Here is a 22,311-nt window from a genome sequence, read left to right as displayed (position 1 = left end):
CGGGCTCTGGTGGCCTGCAAATGGCGCGCCTTTGAGCTTCCGGTGCTCATGTACGTTAAGTACATTCCGCTCCGGGTCTCAAAGCCCCACCATTTTCGGCACACCATCATCCCGAATCTCATCCAGTTTCGGGTGCTCATCCGCATAAGTTCGAAAAACGCGCTCCTTTCGGGGCGCGTTTTGCTTTGTGGGATAGTTCTGTTTGCAGATCAGCACTACAGTTGCAAATTCGTCAGGCCGTGACGAAACGAGTGATTTTCGAGTACCGGAGCGGAGCAAACTGCTCGTTGCAGACCGGCATCACGAAGAATGCAACTTGCAGTGTCAGGTGCGGGTGTCGGCCAGCTCGTCGGCGAGGTCGTTGAAGCTCTTCTGGGCATCGCGCATCATCGGATAAACGATCAGCGCCTGCTCGTAAGCCTTCATCGCCTGCTCCTTGAGACCACGGGCGCGCAGAATGGCCGCCATGCCCGTCAGGGCACCGTAATGGCGCGGCTCCAGCTCAAGCGTACGATTGATGTCGTACATGGCGTGGGCATAGTCTTTTTGCAGGAAATAGACGGTCGCACGGCGATTCCATGCTTCAGCATAATCCGGATTGAGAGCGATGGCTTCATTCAGGAAATCAAGCGCCGACGCATAGCGACGTTCGAGCAGGGCAGCATTGGCCCATTGCACCAGAAGGTCAATCGTAGCGCTGCCGGATTGCGACCAGAGCGTATTGATCTGCGAAGCAATGCGCCGTGCCTTGGCTTCGTCCGGCGTTTTGCGCAATTCGGCAAACAGCTTGTCGAGGCGCTCTTCCGGCGTCTGGGGCTCGGCAGCTTTGGCAGGGGCTGGCTGCGTCGAATCTGGCTTCTGCTCGCTGTCTGCGCCAATTTGCACGGGCGTGAGCGGAGCGATCAGCGGGGAATTCAAAGGCGCCTTATCAGGCGTCATCTCGGCGCGTGCGCCGTCGACAAACAATGTCGCCGCACCGAATGCGGCAACCGTCGCAAAAATCTTCAGACATGCAAAAACGTTCCGCATATGCATAGATTTCCCTATGCACGGCGGAACGTCAAATGCAAAATCAAAAATAAGATTAGCCCTGACGAGCCTTGTAGCGCGGAGCAGTCTTATTGATGATGTAAACGCGGCCCTTGCGGCGGACCAGCTGGCAGTCGCGATGACGGCCCTTAAGCGCTTTAAGCGAGTTCTTGATCTTCATGTCAATCACCGGTCTGGTTGGCCCATCGACATGAACACGCCGCCGGGCTTCATAAAAACAGCGCCCAAGGCGCCAATTGATTACAGACACGGTATATGTGCCTGAAGGGTTGGCCGAAATACACAAGGTTTCGGGTAAATGTCAACTCCTGCGCGGCAGATTCACGGGTGAGGGGCCGAAAATCTTGTCGCAGACGGCGGAGTCATCGGGAATCGTCAAGATTCCCGACAAAGCTTAGCTCGCGCGGGGCTTGATATGGGTCACATGGCCCATTTTCCGGCCTTCGCGGGCTTCCTTTTTGCCGTAGAGATGCAGCACGGCATTGGGTTCCAAGAGAATCGCTGGCACCTTGTCGACATCATTGCCGATCAGGTTTTCCATCACGCAATCGGAATGCCTGTCCGTATTGCCAAGCGGCAGTCCGGCAACCGCACGGATATGCTGTTCAAACTGCGAGATTGCGCAGGCGGCTTCCGTCCAGTGGCCGGAATTGTGCACGCGTGGCGCAAATTCATTGGCGAGCAGCGAGCCATCCTTCAAGACGAAGAATTCAAGTCCCAGAACGCCGACATAATCGAGTGCGTGCAAGAGCTTCTCTGCGGCCTGCCGCGCAGCATCAGCCGTCTGTGCGGTGATGTGGGCAGGAACGGTCGATGTCGAGAGAATGCCGTCCTTATGCACGTTTTCGGCAATGTCGTAGATGGCGACATTGCCGCTGCGGTCACGGGCGGCAATGACCGAGACTTCACGTTCGAAATCGACAAAACCTTCGAGGATGGCCGGGGCGTTGTTGATGGCGACCAGCGCGTCATGGGCCGCGGTTTCGTCCAGCGATGTCAGGCGCACCTGTCCCTTGCCGTCATAGCCGAGGCGGCGGGTCTTGAGGATGCCGCGTTCGCCGAGCGCACCGAGCGCTGCGATCAGCGTTTCCTCATCGTCAACCAAACGCCATGGCGCGGTTTCAATGCCGCTTTCGTTGAGGAACTGCTTTTCGTTGAAGCGATCCTGCGAGATTTCAAGCGCTGCCGGCGGCGGTAAAACAATTGCGGTCTCGGCGAGCTTGTCGGCGGCGCTGACCGGCACGTTTTCGAATTCATAGGTGATAACGTCTGACGCAGCGGCGAGTTCGGCCAGTGCTTTTGGATCGTCATAGGCTGCCACGATCTGGCGGTTTGCCACCTGCGCCGCCGGGCAATCTGCCTGCGGTTCGAGAATGACCGTCTGGAAGCCGAGGCGTGCGGCGGCCATGGCGAGCATGCGGCCCAGCTGTCCGCCGCCGATGATGCCGATCGTCGCTCCGGATTGAAGTGCGGATTTTTCCATATCAGACCTCATTGGTAGGACGTTCAGCCACGCTCTCGGTCTGGGCGCTACGCCACTCATCGAGACGTGCGGCAAGGGCGTCGTCGTGGAGCGCCAGAACGGCAGCGGCGAGCAGGGCGGCATTGACGGCGCCGGCGCGTCCAATGGCCAGCGTGCCGACGGGGATGCCGGCAGGCATCTGCACGATGGACAGGAGCGAGTCCTGTCCCGACATCGTCTTCGACTGGACCGGTACGCCGAAGACGGGCAGGGGCGTCATGGCGGCGGTCATGCCGGGAAGATGCGCCGCGCCGCCTGCACCGGCGATCACGACCTTGAAGCCTTCAGCCTTCGCGCCCTTGGCGAAAGCGACCAGCCGGTCCGGCGTGCGATGAGCGGAAACGATACGGGCGTCGAAGCCGATACCCAGCGCCTCCAGCGTGTCTGCGGCATGGCGCATGGTTTCCCAATCAGATTGGCTGCCCATGATAATGGCGACGTCGGCTGTAACGCTCATTGATCTGTCCTGCTCTGTTTCATGCGTTCGCGGATGAGATGTTGCGTGGATAAAAATGATAAAGCCGGGCGAACCCCGGCTTTGTTTTCAATATGAGACGCAATCAGGCAATGATGTCAGGAATGACCTGATCTTCCATTTCCTGAAGCTTGTCCTTGATTGCGAGTTTTTTCTTCTTCATGCGCTGGACGCGCAACTGGTCGCAGCCGACAGCTATCATCGCATTGATGGCTGCATCGAAATCCGCGTGTTCCTGTTTCAGACGTGCGACGGCCAACCTGATCTCGGCCTGTTCCTGATCGGACATGCGGAACCCCATTCTGTTGAATAGTTTTACGGGCTGCGTCGAACCTTGGTCAAGGCACGTCACAAGCCCGTTTCGGGCAAGCCCTTATCACATTTTTCGCGATTGGAAAATGCTACCACGACAAAATCGACTTTGCACCAAACTCATGCCAAACTGTCATGGTTCTGTCATGGATAGCGGCTGTCGAAGGCGACAAATCAAAACCGCGTCCCTGACAGCCGGGACTGTGTGTCTGGCCCGGATAAACAGGAGGTGTGCCGGGCGTTCATGCAGTTGAGCAAATGGAGCAACAGCACCTGCCACGGAGGTTGGTCTGGCTGTTCCATTATTGTGTGGAAATCAACCAAGGAGAACTGATGATGGCTATCGAGTCCCATCTTGCCACGCTTGAAAAGAAGCACGGCGCTCTGGAGCAGGAAATTTCCGATGCTTTGGCGTCACCGGCAATGGATGATCTTCACGTCGCGTCTCTCAAGCGCAAGAAGCTTATGCTGAAGGACCAGATTGAGAAGCTTAGATCTCAGGTAACGCGTCACTGACGCTAGCGCCCGCCGGGCGCACAAACAGGGAAAGCCGCAAAGGCGCTTCAAGCCATTTCATATCGGACGTGGAACAGACCGGCGAAAGCCGGGTGTTGCTGCCCTGATATCGCATTAAGCATCTCGGCCAGAACGGTCGAATGGCGGTTGGGCTTTTGATGGCTGTATCTGGGGCTGTAGTTGGCGGCTGTGCCTCAGCCGCCAAACATTCTGATTCATATATTTTTATCAGCGTATTTTCAGCGCCTTCATGCTCTCGCGCGTCTGGCGACCTGACCTGTCACATCAGCTTTCTGCTTCAGCTCTCGGATCGAGGTTCATCGCTTCCGGCGTTGCACCACGTTCGGAAGGCATGCTCTTAAACTGATCTTTTTCTTCTTTCGGCACAGCGGCACGCTGGCGCGAGCGGAACAGCGCGTATCCGGTAATGGAAATATGCGCCAGCATGGTGATGGCAAAGAGCCCGGATGGCCAGAATATATCCATGGCGGCAGCGGCCAGAAGCGGCCCGAGCATGGTGCCGAAGCCGTAAAGCAGCAGCAGGCCGCTGGAAACCTTCACAAAGCTTTCCGCCGTTGCATGGTCATTGGCATGAGCAACGGCAACGGGATAGAGCGCATAGGCAAGCGCGCCGTAGCAGCCTGTCATGACGATGATGACCGGCCCGCTTGATGGTCCGACGAGAAATGCGATCAGACCGACGAAAGCGGCCAGCGCTGCGACGCCTGCCAGCACAAAACGGCGATCCACCAGATCGGAAATACGTCCGATAGGGATCTGCATCAAAGCGCCCGCAGCGATGGTCACGCTGACCATGAGAGCGATTTCGGTGGTCGATATGCCGGATTTCGCGCCAAAGACAGCCCCGAGCGTGCCCCATGCGCCATTGGCAATGCCGATCAATATGCAGCCGACGAAGGCGGCAGGCGAGTTGCGGTAAAGCGCCTTGAGATCAAGCTGGACTTCGGTGAGCGGTCGCGGGCTGACGGCCGTGGAAATAGCGGTTGGAATGAGCGCGAGGCAGAAGAGAATGCCGCAGATCATGAACAGGTGGTCGGAATGCACATCACCGCCTGCGACCAGCATCTGGCCGGACATGGTGGCCCCGTAATTGACCATCATATAGAGGCCGAAGATCTTGCCGCGTGATTCATTGGTGGCGCGTTCGTTGAGCCAGCTTTCGATGACCATGAAGGCGCCCGCCATTGAGAAGCCGGTGAAGGCGCGCAGGATGACCCATATGGTTGCGTCTACGAAGATGCCGGAAAGAAGCGCAATGACTGCCGCCGATGCTGCGAAACAGCCGAAGGCGCGCACATGGCCGACACGGCGCACAAGGCGCGGGGCGAAGAGGCAACCCGCCACGAAGCCGCCTGCCCAGGTGGTGCCCAGCATGCCGAGCGATGCGACCGAAAAGCCTTCGGCGCCACCACGCAAGGGCAGGAGCAACCCGTGTAGACCCGATGCCATCAGGAGAAAGGCTGTACCACAGAGAAGGGACAGGACCTGAATGTAAACGCGCACAACGACATTCCTATGTGATTGCCCCGTGGATGAATGCCCGGAAACTGGCTGAAGCCGCCTTATGCGGCTTTCGATGGGCATCAAGGGGTGTGGTCTGGTTGAGGCGGCTTCAATATGTGTGATCGGATTGAAGCCGCTTCAGCTCTGTCAGGGCTTATCGAACCGGCAAAGCCCGGAGGCTTCTATTCTAGCGAAACAGGGCTTCGGCCGCAGCACGGCTGTCGCCTTTTTTCAGTCTCTGGGTTTTCAGTCGCTCGATTTCCGATTGCAACAAGACAATGCGCTGATCGATCTCTGCGACCGAAAGCAGCGACAGTTCATCTTCGCTGAGCACCGCGCTGTCACGTGGCTTTATCGCATCTTCTTCGAAACCGCTCATGGCCTTCCTCCGTGGTCAATGATGGCTTAGTCACCGAGAAAAGATTTAACACCTTGAATCTTCGCATATATATTTGGGAAAATCGATTACGATTTCTCTAACGGAATTGCGTGTGTCCGAGAACGGCACCAGATCAGACCTTATGTGAGGCATTTCTGCGACGGTGCGAAGCTGTGTAAGGCGCACAAGATTCCGGCTGCGTTCGAACAGGAGTTGATGATGATGGCCGATTTACCTTCCCGGATGACTGCAATCGAGATTTCCGAACCGGGTGGCGCGCATATGCTGCGCCCCGTTCAGCGGTCCATGCCGGAGCCGGGAGAGGGGCAGGTGCTGGTGCGCGTGCGGGCTGCGGGCGTTAATCGCCCCGACGTGCTGCAACGCCAGGGAAGCTATGCGCCGCCGCCCGGCGCATCCGATATTCCGGGACTGGAAATCGCAGGCGATATCGTCGCTCTCGGTACGGGTGTGAAGCGCTTCAAAAAAGGCGATCAGGTCGTGGCGCTGCTACCCGGCGGCGGCTATGCCGAATATGCCGTGGTGCATGAAACCAACGCACTGCCGCTGCCTTCCGGCTATGGCTATATCGAGGCCGCCGCCATCCCGGAAACCTTCTTCACCGTCTGGCACAATGTTTTTCAACGTGGTGGGCTGAAGGAAGGCGAGACCCTGCTTATTCACGGTGGTTCGTCGGGTATCGGTACGACCGCCATCCAGTTGGGTAAGGCGTTTGGGGCAAAGGTCATTGTGACCGCCGGTTCGAAGGACAAATGCGATGCCTGTTTGAAACTTGGCGCAGACCGGGCAATCAACTATCGCGATGAGGATTTCGTCACCGCCGTCAAGGACGCGACCGGTGGCAAGGGTGCCGATGTTATTCTCGACATGGTGGGCGGCGATTATGTCGACCGTAATTATAAGGTTGCCGCCGAAGATGGCCGCATCGTGCAGATCGCCTTTTTGAATGGCGCCAAGGCAACAGCCAATTTCGCGCTGCTGATGACCAAGCGTCTGACTCATACCGGATCGACCTTGCGTGCCCGCCCGGTCGAGTTCAAGGCAGGCCTTGCACGCGAGCTGGAGGCCAAGGTCTGGCCGCTTTTGGCCCAGCGCCGCGTTGCGCCGGTCATGGACATGATCTTTTCCCTGAAGGATGCCTGGCGTGCCCATGAGCGCATGGAAGAGGGGCGAAATATCGGGAAGATCGTGCTCGATATAGCCTGAGAATTCCGGTTCTGACGGCCTGCAAATGGCGTGGTTTTGCGCTTCAGCTGCTCAAACCCGCCATTTTTGGCTCGTCATGGCCGCAATTGGGAAATCACGCACAGATTGTTGTGACGGCTTCAGCGCATTCTTGCCCTGCTGCCAAAAAACCTATATATAGGCCGTGATTTCCCGGAAATTGTGGTTTTTTCCACGTCCCGCGCCACCGGAGCGGACGAACAGAAGGATTATATCTAATGGCCACTCAGCTTCTTATGCCGAAGGCAACGGCCGTCTGGCTTGTCGATAATACGGCTCTGTCGTTTGATCAGATTGCAGCTTTCTGCAAGCTGCATCCGCTGGAAGTGAAGGCGATTGCCGATGGCGAAGCCTCGCAGGGTATCAAGGGTCTCGACCCGGTCATTACAGGACAGCTTTCGCGCGAGGAAATCGCGAAGGGCGAAAAGGACCAGTACTACCGTCTGAAGCTTGCCGACCCGAAGGTTCGCGTTCCTGAAGCCAAGCGCAAGGGCCCACGCTACACGCCGCTGTCGAAGCGTCAGGATCGTCCGAACGCGATTCTCTGGCTGGTGCGCAATCATCCTGAGCTGAAGGATGCGCAGATTTCGCGCCTGATCGGCACGACCAAGTCGACCATCGAACAGATCCGTAACCGTTCGCACTGGAACTCGGCCAATCTGACGGCGATGGACCCGGTCACGCTCGGCCTTTGCTCGCAGATCGATCTCGACATTGAAGTCGAACGCGCAGCGCGCAACCGTCCGGCTGCACCGGAATCCGACAGCACGCTGCTGCCAGCTTCCGCAACGGAAAACTTCGATTATCGCGACGAACCGGCTGCAGAAGAAGAACTCGACGCGGACAAGGTTTTCGCGAAGCTCTCGTCCCTCAAGGGCACGAACACCGACGAAGACGAAGAATAATCTTCGTAACAAGTGATCAAAAAACCCGCCGGTTCGGCGGGTTTTTTATTATGCTGCGTTTCAGTCCTTGAACGCGTTGTACTCGCTCATTTCCATCAGGCGGTAGAAGTCGGCCAGTGTCTTGCCGCGTTCGGCCCTAAACCGGCGGCCAGCTTCGCTTGCCTCGACAATGCGGTCGGTGCGGAAGGTGCGGAACGCATTACGCAGTTCGCACCAGCCGATCACGGTCCATACCTTGCCCCAGAACCACAGGCCGAGCGGGCGAATATCGCGTTCGCTCTCACGGGCTTCGAGATCACGGTAGCGGATATTGAGCACGCTGCTTTCGTCAACCGCGCGCTCAACAGCGTCGATGATGCGGCGCTCGTCGATACTGATTCTGGCAGTAGGGGCGTGGATTTGTGTGCCGGTGATGCGCGCGCGCTCTTCCTTGGGCAGTACGGCCTCGATCTTGACCAGAGCTTCCTCGGCGCCGCGCGCCATGGATACACCGCCCCAGGCGCGGATGAGGCGCGCACCCGCTACCAGCGCAACGATTTCATCACGCGTGAACATCAGCGGCGGCAGCTCGAAACCCTGCCGCAATATATAGCCGACACCGGCCTCGCCATCGATCGGAACGCCGGTCGATTGCAGGTCGGATATGTCGCGATAGATGGTTCGTTCGGAGACTTCCAGCCGTTCGGCAAGCTGGCGCGCGGTGACAAGCCTGCCACCGCGCAGGTGCTGAACGATCTGGAAAAGACGGTCTGCTCTGCGCATTCCGGGTTTACTCTCCGTTGCAATATTTGGTCTTGCGCTGTTCCAGATAGCGATCCGGCCAGCCCAAATCCTTGCGCAAATCTTTCGGCAAACCGTCCAGTGCGCGTTCGGTGCGGACGTAACGGCGGCGCTCATCATGCCTGCGCCTGTATTCCCTCAAGATTGCGATCAGCGGTGCGATTGCGAGTGCCATAGTTGATCTCCCTCATCCTTAGGGAAACACTATCGCACACCCCTCCTGACAGCTTTCTGTCAGGAGCAAAGCGATATTATTATGTCGCTAATATATAGGTATCGGTACCAGCGCATCGCAAGCACTTACGGTTTGAAACGTGGTTCGGCCATATAGCTGAGCGGCAGACGTCCGCCATCGGCATAGATCGTCTGGCCGGTGATATAACTGGCGTCCCGCGATGCGAGAAACGAGGCGATGGATGCAATTTCCGCCGGTTCTCCGATTCGGCCAAGCGGCGTGCGTGACAGAATCGTTTTGCGCGCCTCGGCGTCGGTGTTCACTGCCGACAGCATGTCTGTCTGGATGGAGCCGGGACCGATGGCGTTGACGCGGATGCCCCATTTCGCGAGCGCTACGGCCATGGTGCGTGTCAGCTGGCTCAGCCCGCCTTTGGAGACGGAATAAGCGAGCTGTTCCGGCAGTCCGAAAATGGCGTTGATCGATGACATGTTGATGATCGTGCCTGCTTCGCCACCGGCTTCCACACGGGCGACCATGCGCTTGGCGACAGCCTGTCCGCACAGGAATGCGCCCTTCAGATTGACGCGCATGACGCGGTCGAAATCCTCTTCCTTGAGGTCGAGAAAATCCGCCTTGTGCACGATACCGGCATTGTTGACGAGAATATCGATCTCGCCGAGATTGGTGACGGTAAAGGTCATCAGATTATGGATATCGAGCTTGTCGCCGACATCCGCCGCCATGGCGCGCACATCGCCGAATTGTTCGAGGTCCTTGACCGCCTGCAAGGTTGCCGTGGTGTCGATATCTGAAAGAACGACGCTGGCGCCGTCCATGAGGAAGCGTTTTGCGATGGCATAGCCAATACCGCGGGCAGCACCGGTGACGATGGCTACCTTGCCTTCAAGCTGCATGGTCTGTTCTCCGTTTCGCGCGGAGAGTGGACCGGCGAAAACCGCCGGTCAATAGTTTGGGTCTGATGCCGTTACAAGGCTCAGGCGAAGGCCATGCCGATGTGACGTTCGCGCAGGATCGTGCTGATTTCATCGAGAACCGCCGGATCTTCGATGGTGGCGGGCATTTTCCATGTTTCGCCATCGGCGATTTTCTGGATGGTCGAGCGCAGGATCTTGCCGGAGCGGGTCTTGGGCAGGCGCTTGACGGTCAAGGCCAGCCGGAAGGCTGCTACCGGGCCGATAGCATCACGAACCATGGCGACGCATTCCTTTTCGACCTCGCTTGTATCGCGGTCGATATTGGATTTCAGCACCAGAAAGCCGCAAGGCGCCTGACCCTTGACCGGATCGGAAATGCCGAGCACCGCGCATTCCGCCACATCGGGATGGCTGGAAAGGACCTCTTCCATCGCGCCCGTCGACAGGCGATGGCCCGCGACATTGATGATGTCGTCGGTGCGGCTCATGATGTAGAGATAGCCGTCACTATCCATATATCCGGCATCGGCGGTTTTATAATAGCCGGGGAACTCCGCGAGATAAGCTAATCTGAAGCGCTCATCGGCATTCCACAGTGTCGGCAGGCAGCCGGGCGGCAGCGGCAGCTTGATCAGGATATTGCCGAGCTGGCCGCGTTCGACCTCATGGCCTTCATCGTCCAGCACGCGGATATCATAGCCCGGAAGACAGACTGCAGGCGATCCATATTTCGTTTCCAGAAGACCGAGGCCAAGCGGATTGGCGACCATGGGCCAGCCGCTTTCGGTCTGCCACCAGTGATCGATCACCGGGCGTCCGATCAGGTTTTCCGCCCAATGGATCGTGTCCGGATCGGCGCGTTCACCCGCCAGAAACAGCGCGCGGAATTTCGACAGGTCATATTTGCGGACGAAGTGACCGTCGGCATCTTCCTTCTTGATAGCGCGCAGCGCCGTTGGCGCAGTGAACATCACCTCCACACCATGTTCGGCGATGATGCGCCAATAGGTGCCCGCATCCGGCGTGCCGATGGGCTTGCCTTCGAACAGGATCGTCGTGGCTCCGGCCAGCAGCGGCGCATAGACGATATAGGAGTGGCCGACCACCCAACCGACATCCGAGGCTGCCCAGAAAACCTGCCCCGGCTCCACGCCGAAAACGTGTTTGAGCGACCAGGCCAGCGCCACCATGTGCCCGCCATTGTCGCGCACCACGCCTTTCGGCTCGCCGGTGGTGCCGGACGTATAGAGCACATAGAGAGGATCGGTCGCGGCGACTGGCGTACAGGGGATGTGGCGGCCGCGCGCCGCGTCAACGGCGGTTTTGTAATCGATATCGCGCCCTTCAACGGGGGCGTGCGCATATTGTTCGCGTTGCAAGATGATGCAATGGCCGACCTTGTGATGGGCGGTTGCAATGGCCTTGTCGAGCATGTCCTGATAGGGCACCACGCGCGTCGGCTCGATGCCGCAGGAACCGGCAATGATCATCACGGGCTTGGCGTCGTCGATGCGCGTTGCGAGTTCATTGGCGGCGAAACCACCAAAAACGACGGAATGCACAGCGCCGATTCGCGCGGATGCGAGCATGGCGACGGCAGCTTCGGGCACCATCGGCATATAGATCAGGACGCGGTCGCCCTTCGTCACGCCGTTGTCGAGCATGACAGCAGAAAGCGCCTCCACTTCCTCCAGCAGTTCGCTATAGGTGAATTTGCGCACCTTGCCGGTGACGGGGCTTTCGTAGATCAGTGCAAGCTGATCGCCGCGCCCATTGGCGACGTGACGGTCGAGCGTATTGTAGCAGGTATTGCATTCCGCGCCGGTGAACCAGCGGCCATAGACGCCTTCGTCTCCTGCAAAAACCTGATCCCATGGCTTGAACCAGTCGATCGCCTGCGCGGCTTCCGCCCAGAAACGCTCGGGACCGGCCTGCCAGGCGGCATAGGTTTCGGCATATTTCGAAGTCATGCTGTTCCTCCCAGAAACACGCACCCGTCACCGCCCGTATAAGGGGCGTTTCATGGTGCGATTTTTCATCAGATGTCAGCGCGCGAGCGGCCTCCTCAGACCGAAATCCTCCCGGATTTCACAGTGCGCTTACATCTCCTCCATCCTTAATTTACGCCGAGCCATAAAGCTTCGTCCATGGGACTTAAGATGAAGATCGGAACATAAAGCGACGGCCTTTTGAGGGCGGTCTAATTGTTTGTTTTTATGCGCATCTTGACCGAATGGCGCTTTGCATTTTTCGAGATGCTCTTCAGCAAGAGTGCTTGCAGCTTGCAGGCACCTGCGTCACAAGGAGGGGAGAGGTGTCGCCGTGACCAAAGTTCTGCCTGTGCTGCTTGTCCTGCTGATGGGACTGCACATCATCAAACCGCTCGGCTTGCCGGGATTGAAGCGTCGCGGCGATTTCTGGAAAATTGCCGTCATCGCCTTGTTTGTCATGGCGCTGGCTGTCGGCTTTCATTTCCGCGAATCGTAAAAAAGCCCGGTTGAAACCGGGCTTTTCTTCATGTCTCTGGCTCTGAAATGGATCAGGCAGCCTTTTCGAGTTCTTTTTTCCAGCCGCCAGTTGCCGCAAGGCCGTTCATGCGGGCGCGGTGCGTGAAGGCGCGCTGACCAGCAGCAACATTCTCCGGCTTGCCGCCCCATGCCTGAAGCGCTGCTGCCTGAAGAGCACGACCGTAAGAGAAGGTCAGCTGCCACGGCATATCGTAGCCGGCATTCATGGCCGAGAGATGCGCGGTTGCTTCTTCGTCGGACTGGCCGCCCGAAAGGAAGGCGATGCCCGGAACGGTTACCGGTACGGTCGCCTTGAGGCAACGCACGGTCTTTTCTGCAACTTCCTCGACCGATGCCTTGCGGGCATTCTTGCCGTCGATGACCATGTTCGGCTTGAGGATCATGCCTTCCAGCTTGACGCGGCCGTCATAAAGCTCGGCGAAGACGGTCTTCAGAACCAGTTCGGTTACTTCATAGCAGCGGTCGATGTTGTGATCGCCCGGCTTGCCGTCCATCAGAACTTCCGGCTCGACGATTGGCACAATGCCAGCTTCCTGGCAAAGCGCTGCATAGCGCGCCAGCGCCTGGGCATTCTGCTTGATCGCGCCCCAGGTCGGCACGCCATTGGCAATGGCGATGACGCCGCGCCATTTGGCGAAACGTGCGCCGAGACCGTAATATTCGTTCAGGCGTTCGCGCAGGCCGTCCAGACCTTCGGTGATGGTTTCACCCGGGAAACCGGCCAGGGCCTTTGCGCCAGCATCGACCTTGATGCCCGGAATCGAACCCGCATTGCGGATGATTTCTGCGAGCGGCGTGCCGTCCTTGGCTTTCTGGCGGATGGTTTCATCGTAAAGGATGACGCCGGAAATGTAGTTCTTCATCGCATCGTCGGCGCGGAAGAGCATCTCGCGATAATCGCGGCGCGCATCTTCCGTGGACGTCAGATTGATCGAATCGAAGCGCTTCTTGATGGTTCCGGAGCTTTCATCAGCGGCCAGAATGCCCTTTCCGGAAGCGACCATGGCAATCGCAATATCTTCGAGACGTTCGGTCATTCGTAAAGCTCCTCTACAGGCCAGGCCGACCGGAAGTGGCTTCCGCCGGCATCGGAAATTAATGGCTCACCGCCGATAGCAGAAGTGTTCGGTAAAACAAATGGCAGCGCAACCGATTGAAACGATTGAAATTTTTTTAAACGATTTAGATTGGACAAGTTTTCTTACCGTCTGTCAGACGAGGCCCGTTCAAGGTTTTTTCGATGAGGGGTTTCATCTCGGCGACAAGACCCCATGTAACAATGACCTGCCATTCTCATCGTCAAAGCCTCCGAGGAGAAGACATGCGCGCCGCTTACCTCAGTCTGCTATTTGCTCTCGCCGCATCGGTGGCATCTGTTCCGATCCATTCCGCCTGGTCCGCCAGCATCAATGCGGGCGATCGGAAAGCCGAGGCCGAGCTGCCTTTCAATGTCACAAGCGTTGCGGAGTTCAACACGCCTTGGGCAATTGCTTTCCTGCCCGATGGCCGACTTGTCGTGACCGAAAAGCCCGGTGAGATTTTCATCGCCACGGAGGCGGGCAAAAAGACTGACGTGTCCGGCGTGCCCAAGGTCGCCTATAGCGGACAAAATGGTTTGCTCGATGTGGAGCCAGCGCCAGATTTTGCGAAGAGCAAGGCGCTTTATTTTACCTATAACGAGCCGGCTGAAGGCGGAAGCAGTGTTGTGCTGGCGCGGGCCATACTGGCGGAGAGCGACGGCAGGGCCGCGCTCGAAGACGTGACCACGCTGTGGAAGCAGGATGTGGTTGCCAAGGGCGGACAGCCGGGCGGAAAGATCGCCTTCGCGCCGGACGGCAAGCACTTGTTCCTATCGGTCGGCGAACGCATGCAGCCTGCCACCGCACAGGATGACAAAGCCCCCATGGGCAAGATCCTGCGCATGAATCTCGACGGGTCCGTGCCGGAAGACAATCCCCATGCGAGCGAGGGCGGTATTCGCGGCCTGACCTGGACGACCGGCCACCGCAATCCTTATGGGCTGGCCTTTGCGCCGGATGGCAAGCTTTGGGAAAATGAGATGGGTCCAAGGGGCGGCGACGAGTTCAATCTGATCAAGCCCGGCCTCAATTACGGCTGGCCGCTTGTTTCCAATGGCGACAATTATAGCGGCAGGCCGATCCCACGTCACAGCACCCGACCGGAATTCGAAGCGCCGTTGCTGTACTGGACGCCGGTGATTTCACCGGGCGGTCTGGTCTTCTACAAGGGCGATATGTTCAAATCCTGGGATGGTTCGGCCCTGATTGCCGGTCTTTCATCCATGGCGCTGGTGCGAGTGTCATTCGATGGCAAAGGCCAGCCCGACGAAGCGCAGCGCTTCGATATGGGCAATCGCATCCGCGATGTGACTGTCGGCCCAGACGGAGCGATCTGGGTGATCGAAGATGATAATCCCGGACGCCTTTTGAAACTGACGCCGAAATCGTGACCAAATCCAGAAATGAAAAGGCCCCGTTTCCGGGGCCTTTTCATTTGTTCATACGCATTTTCCCGCGCGAAATCGCTTCGCACTATTTCTTGAGTACGTCGACACCCGGAAGCGGCTTGCCTTCCATCCATTCGAGGAAAGCGCCGCCTGCAGTTGAGATATAGGTGAAGTCGTCGGCCACACCGGCATGGTTCAGCGCTGCAACCGTATCGCCGCCGCCGCCGACCGAAACAAGCTTGCCTGCCTTGGTGCGAGCCGCGACGTGCTTGGCGGTCTTGACTGTTGCCGTATCGAACGGGCGCAACTCGAATGCGCCGAGCGGGCCGTTCCAGACCAGCGTTGCCGCATCGTCAATGGCCGAAGCAATCAGATCGGTCGACAATGCGCCTGCATCGAGAATCATACCGTCGCTTGGCACAGCATCGACGCCATAGGTCTTGTTTGGCGTGTCGGCAGCAAAGTGCCAGCCCACAACCGCATCGACCGGCAGGATGATGGCGCATTTGGTCGTTTCGGCCTTGGCCATGATTTCACGCGCCGTATGGGCGAGATCATGTTCGCAGAGCGATTTGCCGACATCGTGGCCCTGAGCCGCGAGGAAGGTGTTGGCCATGCCACCGCCGATCACCAGCGCATCGACTTTTTCGATGAGGTTCGACAGGAGGTCGAGCTTGGTCGAGACCTTGGCACCGCCGACAATGGCGACAACCGGACGGGCCGGATTGCCGAGGCCTTTTTCCAGTGCTTCAAGTTCAGCCTGCATGGCGCGACCGGCAAAAGCGGGCAGCACGTGGGCCAGACCTTCGGTCGAAGCATGGGCGCGGTGGGCCGCAGAGAATGCGTCATTGACATAGAGATCGCCATTGGCGGCCAGCGCCTTGACGAATTCCGGATCGTTCTTTTCTTCGCCCTTGTGGAAACGGGTGTTTTCCAGCAGCAGAACGTCACCGTCCTTCAGCGCATCGACAGCGGCCTTGGCCTTGTCGCCGATGCTATCTTCCGCGAAGTGAACACCGTGGCCGAGAACCTTGGCGAGCGGCTTCACAACATGCTTCAGCGAATTTTCGTCGGAAGCAACGCCTTTCGGGCGACCGAAATGGGCGAGCAAAATAACCTTTGCGCCCTTCTTCGACAGTTCGGCAATCGTTGGAACGATGCGCTCGATACGGGTGAGGTCGGTCACCTGTCCGTCAGCCATCGGCACATTGAGGTCAACGCGGACCAGAACGCGTTTGGATTTGACGTCGGCGTCGTCGAGAGTGCGGAAACCCATAAGTTTTCTCCCTGGCTTGTTCCGGCGCTTCGTAAAGCAACTATCTGTTCGATCGTACGGCTTAAACGGGCAGACGCTGGAAAAGGGTTGGATAATCGGTCACAAGCCCGTCTTCATCGACGGGCAGATCGGCGGTGAAAGTGCGGTCCGCCGCCGCGTAACGATAGAGTCTGCCTTCTTCCAGACAGCTATAACGCTGACGGTCGCGCAGCGGCTGAAAACTGTCGAACGGCACATAAAGCATGTCGAGCTGAACGGTGCCGCTTTCCGGTGTCAGGCCAAGCCTGCGTATTGGCAGTGAGTTGGTGAAGGGCGTTCCTGCCAGATCGATATCGATACAACCATCGAATTCCGGCAGAGAATTGCCGTTCATCGTCTGCCAATGGCCTTCGCCATCGGAGGAAAGTTCCAGCTTCTGGCCGGATGTGGTCTCGATAAGGAAATGAAGAACGCGCCAGGTGCTGTCGCAGTCAATGCTATAGCGGACGCCGTAAGCATCGCCGCCGCGATTGCCGATCACCACGCTTTCGGCGTGAATATTACGGCCCGAGGGCGCAAGATTCAAATGTTCGAGCCCTTCTCCTTCCAGCGGACGCCAGCGGGCGACAGTGGGGAGAAGGACGCGAAACATAGTCAGGCCACGAGGCTTAGATCAGCTTGCCGAGAGCGACGGCAGTGTCGCCCATACGGTTGGAGAAGCCCCATTCATTGTCGTACCACGACAGGATACGAACCATGGTGCCGTCCATGACCTTGGTCTGGTCCATGTGGAAGACCGAGGAATGCGGATCGTGGTTGAAGTCGTGCGAAACCAGCGGCTCGTCCGTGTAGCCGAGGATGCCTTTGAGGCGGCCATTGGCAGCGGCGCGGATCGCGTCGTTGATTTCTTGCACGGTGGTCGAACGCTTGGCGATGAAGGTCAGGTCAACGACCGAGACATTCGGGGTCGGTACGCGGATGGCGACGCCGTCCAGCTTGCCCTTCAGTTCCGGCAGAACGAGACCAACAGCCTTGGCTGCACCGGTCGAGGTCGGGATCATGGACAGGGCGGCCGCGCGGGCGCGGTAGAGATCCTTGTGCATGGTGTCCAGCGTCGGCTGGTCGCCCGTGTAGGAGTGGATCGTGGTCATGAAGCCTTTTTCGATGCCGATGGCATCGTTGAGAACCTGTGCCACCGGTGCAAGGCAGTTGGTGGTGCAGGAGGCATTGGAGATGACCAGATGGTCCTTGGTGAGCTTGTCGTGGTTGACGCCGTAAACGACCGTGAGGTCGGCGCCGTCAGCAGGAGCCGAAACGATGACGCGCTTTGCGCCAGCTTCGAGATGCATGGCCGCCTTGTCACGTGCGGTGAAAATGCCGGTGCATTCGAGCGCGATGTCGACACCTTCTTCCTTCCACGGCAGTTCGGTCGGGTTACGAACGGCATGTACCTTGATCGGACCATAGCCGACGTCGATGGTGTCGCCTGCGACCTTTACTTCCTTGGGGAAACGGCCATGGACGCTGTCATAGCGCAGAAGATGCGCATTGGTTTCCACCGGGCCGAGATCGTTGATCGCGACGACCTGAATGTCGGTGCGGCCCGATTCCACGATGGCGCGGAGAACATTGCGGCCAATGCGGCCAAAACCGTTGATTGCGACGCGGACTGCCATTTTCTGTAAATCTCCCGATAGGATACTGCACTTGCAGTGCTTCATAATTCAGCCGGTGCGGGGCATTCGGACGAATCCCGCGCGGCACTGACCGGAAACTTAAACGCCGGCGTTTTTGAGACGCCGGCGTTCAAAAATCATGCTGCGGCGTTAAGCTTCTTTTCCGCGGCTTCAGCGGCGTGTTCCGCCGTGATGCCGAAATGCTTGTAGAGATCGTTGATCTCGCCCGAAGCGCCGAAGCCCTTCATGCCGATAAACACGCCGTTTTCACCGATGAAGCGTTCCCAGCCGAGCGAGATTGCCGCTTCGATGGCAAGCTTGACCGGCGCATTGCCGATGGTTGCGTGCTTGTAGGCGTCGCTCTGGCCTTCGAACAGTTCGAAGCATGGTACCGAGACAACGCGCGTGGCAATGCCCTTGCCTTCGAGAAGGTCGCGGGCCTTGAGTGCGATTTCCACTTCCGAGCCGGTGGCGAAAATCGTCACCTTGGCTTCGTCGCTGGCGGTCGCCAGTTCGTAAGCGCCGTAAGCGGAGAGGTTTTCTTCGCGATGTTCGGTGCGGACGACCGGCAGGTTCTGACGGGTCAGAGCCAGCGTGGACGGGGTCTTGGTCGAATGCAGGGCGATCTGCCAGCATTCCGCCGTTTCCACAGCGTCAGCCGGACGGAAGACATTGTGGTTCGGAATGGCGCGCAGTGCTGCCAGATGTTCAACCGGCTGGTGGGTCGGGCCATCTTCACCCAGACCGATGGAATCATGCGTCATGACATAGATGACGCGGATGCCCATCAGTGAGGACAGACGCATTGCCGGACGCGCATAGTCCGAGAAGGTCAGGAAGGTGCCGGAATAAGGGATCAGGCCGCCATGCAGCGTGATACCGTTCATGGCAGCCGACATGCCGAGTTCGCGGATGCCGTAATGGACATAACGGCCGCCGTAATTTTCCGGCGTGACAGCCTTGGTCTGGCTGGTCTTGGTGTTGTTCGAACCGGTGAGGTCGGCAGAGCCGCCGATGGTTTCCGGTACGATGCCGTTGATGACTTCCAGCGCCATTTCCGAAGACTTGCGGGTGGCGACCTTCGGCTTCTCAGCGGAAAGCTTCTTCTTGTATTCGACGATCGCTGCATCGAAACCGGCAGGCAGATCGCCACGCATGCGGCGTTCGAATTCCGCACGGGTTTCCGGATCGGCAGCGGCAAAGCGCTTTTCCCATTCCTGGCGCTTCTTGGCGGCGTTGAGGCCAGCCACGCGCCATGCGTCCAGAATTTCAGCCGGAACGACGAAAGGTTCTGCCGACCAGCCAAGCGACTTGCGGGTGGCTGCGATTTCGTCCGCGCCGAGCGGCGAACCATGCACCTTGTTGGTGCCGGCCTTGTTCGGTGCGCCGAAGCCGATGGTCGTCTTGCAGGCGATCAGGGTCGGCTTGTCGGAAACCTTGGCCAGTTCGATTGCCTTGGCAATGGCGTCCTGATCGTGACCGTCAACGGCCAGCGTGTTCCAGCCGGAAGCGGCGAAACGGGCAGGCTGGTTGGTGTTGTCGGCGATCGAGATCGGGCCGTCGATGGAAATGTTGTTGTCGTCCCAGAAGACGATCAGCTTGCTGAGCTTCAAGTGGCCGGCAAGCGCAATGGCTTCCTGGCTAATGCCTTCCATGAGGCAGCCGTCGCCGACAAGCGTATAGGTGTAGTGGTTGACGAGGCTGTCGCCGAACTGTGCGTTCAGGATGCGTTCGGAGAGCGCCATGCCGACGGCATTGGCAATGCCCTGGCCGAGCGGGCCGGTCGTCGTTTCGATGCCGGCTGCATGGCCGTATTCCGGGTGACCGGCCGTACGGGCGCCGAGCTGGCGGAAATTCTTGATTTCATCGATGGTGATGTCTTCGTAGCCCGAAAGATAGAGCAGCGAATAAAGCAACATCGAGCCGTGACCGGCTGAAAGCACGAAACGGTCGCGATCCGGCCAATGCGGGTTCTGCGGGTCGTGCGAAAGGAAGCGGGTGTAAAGCGTCGTCGCTATGTCAGCTGCGCCCATCGGCAGGCCGGGATGGCCGGAATTGGCTTTCTCAACCGCATCCATCGAGAGGAAGCGGATCGCGTTGGCCAACTGGTTCTGTTTGTCGGAATTGCTCATGGTCTCAGCCGTCTTTCCATGGGAGGGTTTAACGGGGTTGCGGCGATGCCTTTTGGCTGAGCACGAATGGCGCCGAAAACCGTCCTCCGTTTTTCGGGTCCGTACTCCAGAAGGCACCGGGACACATAGCACCTGCGCATGAGGAGTCAATAAATGCGTGGCTTTTGGGTAATAAACTGTCTGCGACTAATCGATTGAGTTCTGTGGAAAGCGACGCGGCAATCCCTTAAATGCCATTTTTGCACCGATTAACGGTGCATGAAAGCTCATATGGACACCTCATTTGTTGCTTATCCGGCGGTCGATTATTACAATCTTTTCAAAGAGGCCTGTCCGGCAGACGCGATTCGATGCCGGTAAAAGGCGTCAGAAAGGACATGGATGGCACCCGAAGCGACCCTCAGGCACGTTTTGGAACGGCTGGAAAAAGCACTCAACACGCTCGAAGGCGCGGTTGATCTGCGGCTGGACAAGGAAGGCGATTTCGCCGAGGCCGAGGAAGAGGTGCAGCGCATGAATGCTGACCGCAGCCGTCTCGCTCAGGAACTCGACCAATCCGAAGCCCGTGCTGAACGGCTTGAAGCTGCCAACCGCGAAGTTTCGCGGCGCCTTGTCACGGCGATGGAAACCATCCGCGCCGTTCTGGATCGATAGGAGGCTATCATAGCGACCGTTACCGTAACCATCGATGGCAAGGCTTATCGCATGGCGTGCGATGAGGGGCAGGAAGAGCACCTCAGCGGACTTGCCGACCGTTTCGATCAATATGTCACGCATCTCAAATCGTCTTTCGGAGAGATCGGCGATTTGCGCCTGACCGTCATGGCCGGGATCATGGTGATGGACGAGATGGCCGAGATGCAAAAGCGCATCAATGGTCTGGAGAGCGAAGTTGAAACGCTGCGCCGTGCGCGCGATGAAGCGCTTGGCCGCGCCGACAGCAACGATGCGGCGCTGACCGGCATGCTGTCGGATGTCGCATCGCGTCTGGAACAGGTGGCGTCGCGCATCGCGCCGCGTGCCGGCTCGTAACACCCTTCTGAATTTTCTGAAAAGAATTCGTGGCGAAAGCTTGCGGACCACTGGCGCAGCCCGTCACGAGCGACTATATTCGTCAGCGGCGTACTGCGCTTCCCGACAGGTGTAACAGCATCCCCGGGGCCTTATTGATCTCTAAGGGAACTGTCCCTGTGAAGGCTTGCGGGCTTTCGCATATGGTGCCCACCTACTTTGTAGGTTCCCGGGATCAATCACTACCATCGGTTGTCGTGGTCGCCGCTTTCCTTTCATCTTGCAATGCTAATGCAAATTCAGCCTTCGAGGCTTGATCTGCTCTGCGTATTGCCCGTAAACATGCGGTAACATTCAATTTTCGCATGTTCTGATGGAAACGCCCCAAGCCACGCCTCCCCATACACCTCGCTCGTTTGAGAGACTGTCGGTCGCTGTGCCGGTGGCTTTCATCTATGGCCTGATTTTATACATGCTGATCTGGTCCGGTGTGGCCGACGATGCGATGCCGTTCTTCGCCGGTCTCATGTTGCTGCCGATGGCGGTCGCGAGCCTCGCGTCCTGTCTGGCGGACCCGCGTGCCGAGAAAGACCTGTGGCGGCATGTCCGCATGGGCTGGGCCATCATCGGTGTGCTGGTCGTGGTGAGTATGGTGCTGTTTCGCGAAGCGGGCATCTGCGTCGCCATGGCGGCCCCCTTCTTTGTGGTGTTCTCGACGCTTGGCTCGACATTGACCTTGTGGATCATCCGCAAGCTGCGCTCGCGCCGCTCAACGATGCTGGTGATCGCCCTGCCGCTGGTTGTCTTTCCAGCCGAGCTTCACGTCAATTATGCCCCACATGACGGGTCGGTCACGACTGTGATCGACATTGCCGCGCCGCCGGAAGTGGTGTGGAAGCAGACCGTCGAAATCCGCAATGTGCGCGCGGATGAACTGTCCTGGACGTTCAGTCACGGCGTTCTGGGCGTTCCGCAGCCGGTTGATGCGCGTATTGAAGGCGAGGGTGTCGGGGCCGTGCGTCAGTTGCAGTGGACGCGCGGGGTGAATTTTCAGGAGATCGTGACGCAGTGGGAAGAAAACCGGCTGCTGGCGTGGGATTTCCGTTTCGCGCCGGGCTCCATTCCCTCTGCCGTCGAAGCCCATATCAAGGTGAATAGCAGCTATCTGCAACTGGCCAATGGCGATTACCGGCTGGAACCTTTGCCGAATGGTCGCACCCGTCTGACGCTGACCACGCATTATCGCATTGCAACCCCGATCGACTTCTATTGCGACCTGTGGGGCAAGGTGTTTCTCAACGATTTTCATGGCGTTGTGCTGAAGGTCATCCGTGACCGGTCGGAGCGGATTGCGGAGGCTGTCTGATCCATCACTTGACGGATCGTCTCATTGCGGTTCCACTGTTATAGTCGGATTATGCAAG

General features: G+C 58.3%; 24 protein-coding genes and 1 other RNA gene. 9 read left to right on the top strand and 16 right to left on the bottom strand.

Annotated elements, in window-relative coordinates:
* Window positions 1-324: 324 nt before the first annotated feature.
* From FHW00_RS15305 to FHW00_RS15285, 5 genes are all read right to left on the bottom strand, one after another.
* Window positions 325-1,047, bottom strand: coding sequence for a tetratricopeptide repeat protein (locus FHW00_RS15305; protein WP_078339513.1), 723 nt, complete (start codon window positions 1,045-1,047; stop codon window positions 325-327).
* Between the two features lie 37 nt (window positions 1,048-1,084).
* A complete protein-coding gene (gene ykgO / locus FHW00_RS15300) occupies window positions 1,085-1,210 on the bottom strand; it encodes a type B 50S ribosomal protein L36 (protein WP_010661422.1) in 126 nt (41 codons plus the stop codon).
* Between the two features lie 234 nt (window positions 1,211-1,444).
* A complete protein-coding gene (locus FHW00_RS15295) occupies window positions 1,445-2,533 on the bottom strand; it encodes a 5-(carboxyamino)imidazole ribonucleotide synthase (protein ID WP_078339512.1) in 1,089 nt (362 codons plus the stop codon).
* A 1-nt stretch (window position 2,534) separates the two neighbouring features.
* Window positions 2,535-3,029, bottom strand: coding sequence for a 5-(carboxyamino)imidazole ribonucleotide mutase (gene purE / locus FHW00_RS15290; protein ID WP_078339511.1), 495 nt, complete (start codon window positions 3,027-3,029; stop codon window positions 2,535-2,537).
* Window positions 3,030-3,132: 103 nt separating this feature from the next.
* Complete coding sequence (locus FHW00_RS15285) at window positions 3,133-3,336, bottom strand: YdcH family protein (RefSeq protein WP_078339590.1); 204 nt, start codon at window positions 3,334-3,336, stop codon at window positions 3,133-3,135.
* Between the two features lie 356 nt (window positions 3,337-3,692).
* Here FHW00_RS15285 and FHW00_RS15280 point away from each other — a divergent pair, with 356 nt between their 5' ends.
* Window positions 3,693-3,875 carry a YdcH family protein gene (locus FHW00_RS15280; RefSeq protein ID WP_171058804.1) on the top strand — a complete coding sequence of 61 codons (183 nt, stop codon included), beginning with the start codon at window positions 3,693-3,695 and terminating at the stop codon, window positions 3,873-3,875.
* A 285-nt stretch (window positions 3,876-4,160) separates the two neighbouring features.
* Here FHW00_RS15280 and FHW00_RS15275 read toward each other — a convergent pair whose 3' ends face one another.
* The gene (locus tag FHW00_RS15275; protein WP_078339510.1) at window positions 4,161-5,399 is read right to left on the bottom strand and encodes an MFS transporter; all 1,239 of its coding nucleotides are present in this window, start codon (window positions 5,397-5,399) and stop codon (window positions 4,161-4,163) included.
* Between the two features lie 187 nt (window positions 5,400-5,586).
* Window positions 5,587-5,778, bottom strand: coding sequence for a DUF1192 domain-containing protein (locus FHW00_RS15270; RefSeq protein ID WP_078339509.1), 192 nt, complete (start codon window positions 5,776-5,778; stop codon window positions 5,587-5,589).
* Between the two features lie 219 nt (window positions 5,779-5,997).
* Here FHW00_RS15270 and FHW00_RS15265 point away from each other — a divergent pair, with 219 nt between their 5' ends.
* Window positions 5,998-7,002, top strand: a complete 1,005-nt coding sequence (locus FHW00_RS15265) for an NAD(P)H-quinone oxidoreductase (protein WP_078339588.1) — start codon at window positions 5,998-6,000, stop codon at window positions 7,000-7,002.
* 236 nt (window positions 7,003-7,238) lie between these two features.
* Complete coding sequence (locus FHW00_RS15260) at window positions 7,239-7,925, top strand: DUF1013 domain-containing protein (protein ID WP_078339508.1); 687 nt, start codon at window positions 7,239-7,241, stop codon at window positions 7,923-7,925.
* Between the two features lie 60 nt (window positions 7,926-7,985).
* Here FHW00_RS15260 and FHW00_RS15255 read toward each other — a convergent pair whose 3' ends face one another.
* The 4 genes from FHW00_RS15255 to FHW00_RS15240 all read right to left on the bottom strand — a co-directional run bounded on the left by FHW00_RS15255 (window position 7,986) and on the right by FHW00_RS15240 (window position 11,788).
* Complete coding sequence (locus tag FHW00_RS15255) at window positions 7,986-8,687, bottom strand: helix-turn-helix transcriptional regulator (RefSeq protein ID WP_078339507.1); 702 nt, start codon at window positions 8,685-8,687, stop codon at window positions 7,986-7,988.
* A 7-nt stretch (window positions 8,688-8,694) separates the two neighbouring features.
* Window positions 8,695-8,880 (bottom strand): hypothetical protein, encoded by a 186-nt coding sequence (locus FHW00_RS15250; protein ID WP_078339506.1) that lies wholly within the window; start codon window positions 8,878-8,880, stop codon window positions 8,695-8,697.
* Window positions 8,881-9,005: 125 nt separating this feature from the next.
* A complete protein-coding gene (locus FHW00_RS15245) occupies window positions 9,006-9,797 on the bottom strand; it encodes an SDR family NAD(P)-dependent oxidoreductase (protein WP_078339505.1) in 792 nt (263 codons plus the stop codon).
* An 80-nt stretch (window positions 9,798-9,877) separates the two neighbouring features.
* On the bottom strand, window positions 9,878-11,788 hold the full coding sequence (locus FHW00_RS15240) for a propionyl-CoA synthetase (protein WP_078339504.1): 1,911 nt from the start codon (window positions 11,786-11,788) through the stop codon (window positions 9,878-9,880).
* A gap of 352 nt (window positions 11,789-12,140) precedes the next feature.
* Between FHW00_RS15240 and FHW00_RS15235 the strand changes: the two genes are divergently transcribed.
* Window positions 12,141-12,305, top strand: coding sequence for a hypothetical protein (locus FHW00_RS15235; protein WP_171058803.1), 165 nt, complete (start codon window positions 12,141-12,143; stop codon window positions 12,303-12,305).
* Window positions 12,306-12,357: 52 nt separating this feature from the next.
* On the opposite strand, the gene FHW00_RS15230 is transcribed toward FHW00_RS15235, so the two are convergent.
* The gene (locus FHW00_RS15230; protein ID WP_078339503.1) at window positions 12,358-13,383 is read right to left on the bottom strand and encodes a class I fructose-bisphosphate aldolase; all 1,026 of its coding nucleotides are present in this window, start codon (window positions 13,381-13,383) and stop codon (window positions 12,358-12,360) included.
* A 284-nt stretch (window positions 13,384-13,667) separates the two neighbouring features.
* Here FHW00_RS15230 and FHW00_RS15225 point away from each other — a divergent pair, with 284 nt between their 5' ends.
* Window positions 13,668-14,816 carry a PQQ-dependent sugar dehydrogenase gene (locus FHW00_RS15225; protein ID WP_078339502.1) on the top strand — a complete coding sequence of 383 codons (1,149 nt, stop codon included), beginning with the start codon at window positions 13,668-13,670 and terminating at the stop codon, window positions 14,814-14,816.
* A gap of 82 nt (window positions 14,817-14,898) precedes the next feature.
* On the opposite strand, the gene FHW00_RS15220 is transcribed toward FHW00_RS15225, so the two are convergent.
* The 4 genes from FHW00_RS15220 to tkt form a co-directional block, all read right to left on the bottom strand.
* Window positions 14,899-16,089, bottom strand: a complete 1,191-nt coding sequence (locus tag FHW00_RS15220) for a phosphoglycerate kinase (RefSeq protein ID WP_078339501.1) — start codon at window positions 16,087-16,089, stop codon at window positions 14,899-14,901.
* A gap of 61 nt (window positions 16,090-16,150) precedes the next feature.
* Complete coding sequence (locus tag FHW00_RS15215; RefSeq protein WP_078339500.1) at window positions 16,151-16,720, bottom strand: putative glycolipid-binding domain-containing protein; 570 nt, start codon at window positions 16,718-16,720, stop codon at window positions 16,151-16,153.
* A 16-nt stretch (window positions 16,721-16,736) separates the two neighbouring features.
* The gene (gene gap / locus FHW00_RS15210; RefSeq protein ID WP_113534746.1) at window positions 16,737-17,744 is read right to left on the bottom strand and encodes a type I glyceraldehyde-3-phosphate dehydrogenase; all 1,008 of its coding nucleotides are present in this window, start codon (window positions 17,742-17,744) and stop codon (window positions 16,737-16,739) included.
* A gap of 137 nt (window positions 17,745-17,881) precedes the next feature.
* Window positions 17,882-19,876, bottom strand: coding sequence for a transketolase (tkt, locus tag FHW00_RS15205; RefSeq protein ID WP_078339499.1), 1,995 nt, complete (start codon window positions 19,874-19,876; stop codon window positions 17,882-17,884).
* Between the two features lie 381 nt (window positions 19,877-20,257).
* On the opposite strand from tkt, the gene FHW00_RS15200 reads away from it, so the two are divergent.
* From FHW00_RS15200 to FHW00_RS15185, 4 genes are all read left to right on the top strand, one after another.
* The gene (locus FHW00_RS15200) at window positions 20,258-20,530 is read left to right on the top strand and encodes a DUF4164 domain-containing protein (RefSeq protein WP_078339498.1); all 273 of its coding nucleotides are present in this window, start codon (window positions 20,258-20,260) and stop codon (window positions 20,528-20,530) included.
* Between the two features lie 9 nt (window positions 20,531-20,539).
* Window positions 20,540-20,908 (top strand): cell division protein ZapA, encoded by a 369-nt coding sequence (locus tag FHW00_RS15195; RefSeq protein WP_078339497.1) that lies wholly within the window; start codon window positions 20,540-20,542, stop codon window positions 20,906-20,908.
* Between the two features lie 87 nt (window positions 20,909-20,995).
* Window positions 20,996-21,154: non-coding RNA, 6S RNA (gene ssrS, locus FHW00_RS15190), on the top strand.
* A 106-nt stretch (window positions 21,155-21,260) separates the two neighbouring features.
* A complete protein-coding gene (locus FHW00_RS15185; protein ID WP_078339496.1) occupies window positions 21,261-22,253 on the top strand; it encodes an SRPBCC family protein in 993 nt (330 codons plus the stop codon).
* Window positions 22,254-22,311 lie beyond the last annotated feature (58 nt).

It is taken from the genome of Ochrobactrum sp. P6BSIII (assembly GCF_014138065.1).
Lineage (GTDB): Bacteria > Pseudomonadota > Alphaproteobacteria > Rhizobiales > Rhizobiaceae > Brucella.
This window is presented reverse-complemented; position numbering and strand designations above follow the sequence as displayed.

Bases quoted from the DNA above. Each gene is read 5' to 3' on its own strand.
- FHW00_RS15200 (WP_078339498.1), top strand. From the start codon at position 20,258: ATGGCACCCGAAGCGACCCTCAGGCACGTTTTGGAACGGCTGGAAAAA.
- FHW00_RS15265 (WP_078339588.1), top strand. From the start codon at position 5,998: ATGATGGCCGATTTACCTTCCCGGATGACTGCAATCGAGATTTCCGAA.
- FHW00_RS15225 (WP_078339502.1), top strand. From the start codon at position 13,668: ATGCGCGCCGCTTACCTCAGTCTGCTATTTGCTCTCGCCGCATCGGTG.
- FHW00_RS15295 (WP_078339512.1), bottom strand. From the start codon at position 2,533: ATGGAAAAATCCGCACTTCAATCCGGAGCGACGATCGGCATCATCGGC.
- FHW00_RS15280 (WP_171058804.1), top strand. From the start codon at position 3,693: ATGATGGCTATCGAGTCCCATCTTGCCACGCTTGAAAAGAAGCACGGC.
- FHW00_RS15250 (WP_078339506.1), bottom strand. From the start codon at position 8,880: ATGGCACTCGCAATCGCACCGCTGATCGCAATCTTGAGGGAATACAGG.
- purE (WP_078339511.1), bottom strand. From the start codon at position 3,029: ATGAGCGTTACAGCCGACGTCGCCATTATCATGGGCAGCCAATCTGAT.
- FHW00_RS15240 (WP_078339504.1), bottom strand. From the start codon at position 11,788: ATGACTTCGAAATATGCCGAAACCTATGCCGCCTGGCAGGCCGGTCCC.
- FHW00_RS15270 (WP_078339509.1), bottom strand. From the start codon at position 5,778: ATGAGCGGTTTCGAAGAAGATGCGATAAAGCCACGTGACAGCGCGGTG.
- FHW00_RS15215 (WP_078339500.1), bottom strand. From the start codon at position 16,720: ATGTTTCGCGTCCTTCTCCCCACTGTCGCCCGCTGGCGTCCGCTGGAA.
- FHW00_RS15285 (WP_078339590.1), bottom strand. From the start codon at position 3,336: ATGTCCGATCAGGAACAGGCCGAGATCAGGTTGGCCGTCGCACGTCTG.
- tkt (WP_078339499.1), bottom strand. From the start codon at position 19,876: ATGAGCAATTCCGACAAACAGAACCAGTTGGCCAACGCGATCCGCTTC.
- FHW00_RS15245 (WP_078339505.1), bottom strand. From the start codon at position 9,797: ATGCAGCTTGAAGGCAAGGTAGCCATCGTCACCGGTGCTGCCCGCGGT.
- FHW00_RS15220 (WP_078339501.1), bottom strand. From the start codon at position 16,089: ATGGGTTTCCGCACTCTCGACGACGCCGACGTCAAATCCAAACGCGTT.
- ykgO (WP_010661422.1), bottom strand. From the start codon at position 1,210: ATGAAGATCAAGAACTCGCTTAAAGCGCTTAAGGGCCGTCATCGCGAC.
- FHW00_RS15260 (WP_078339508.1), top strand. From the start codon at position 7,239: ATGGCCACTCAGCTTCTTATGCCGAAGGCAACGGCCGTCTGGCTTGTC.
- gap (WP_113534746.1), bottom strand. From the start codon at position 17,744: ATGGCAGTCCGCGTCGCAATCAACGGTTTTGGCCGCATTGGCCGCAAT.
- FHW00_RS15230 (WP_078339503.1), bottom strand. From the start codon at position 13,383: ATGACCGAACGTCTCGAAGATATTGCGATTGCCATGGTCGCTTCCGGA.
- FHW00_RS15255 (WP_078339507.1), bottom strand. From the start codon at position 8,687: ATGCGCAGAGCAGACCGTCTTTTCCAGATCGTTCAGCACCTGCGCGGT.
- FHW00_RS15185 (WP_078339496.1), top strand. From the start codon at position 21,261: ATGGAAACGCCCCAAGCCACGCCTCCCCATACACCTCGCTCGTTTGAG.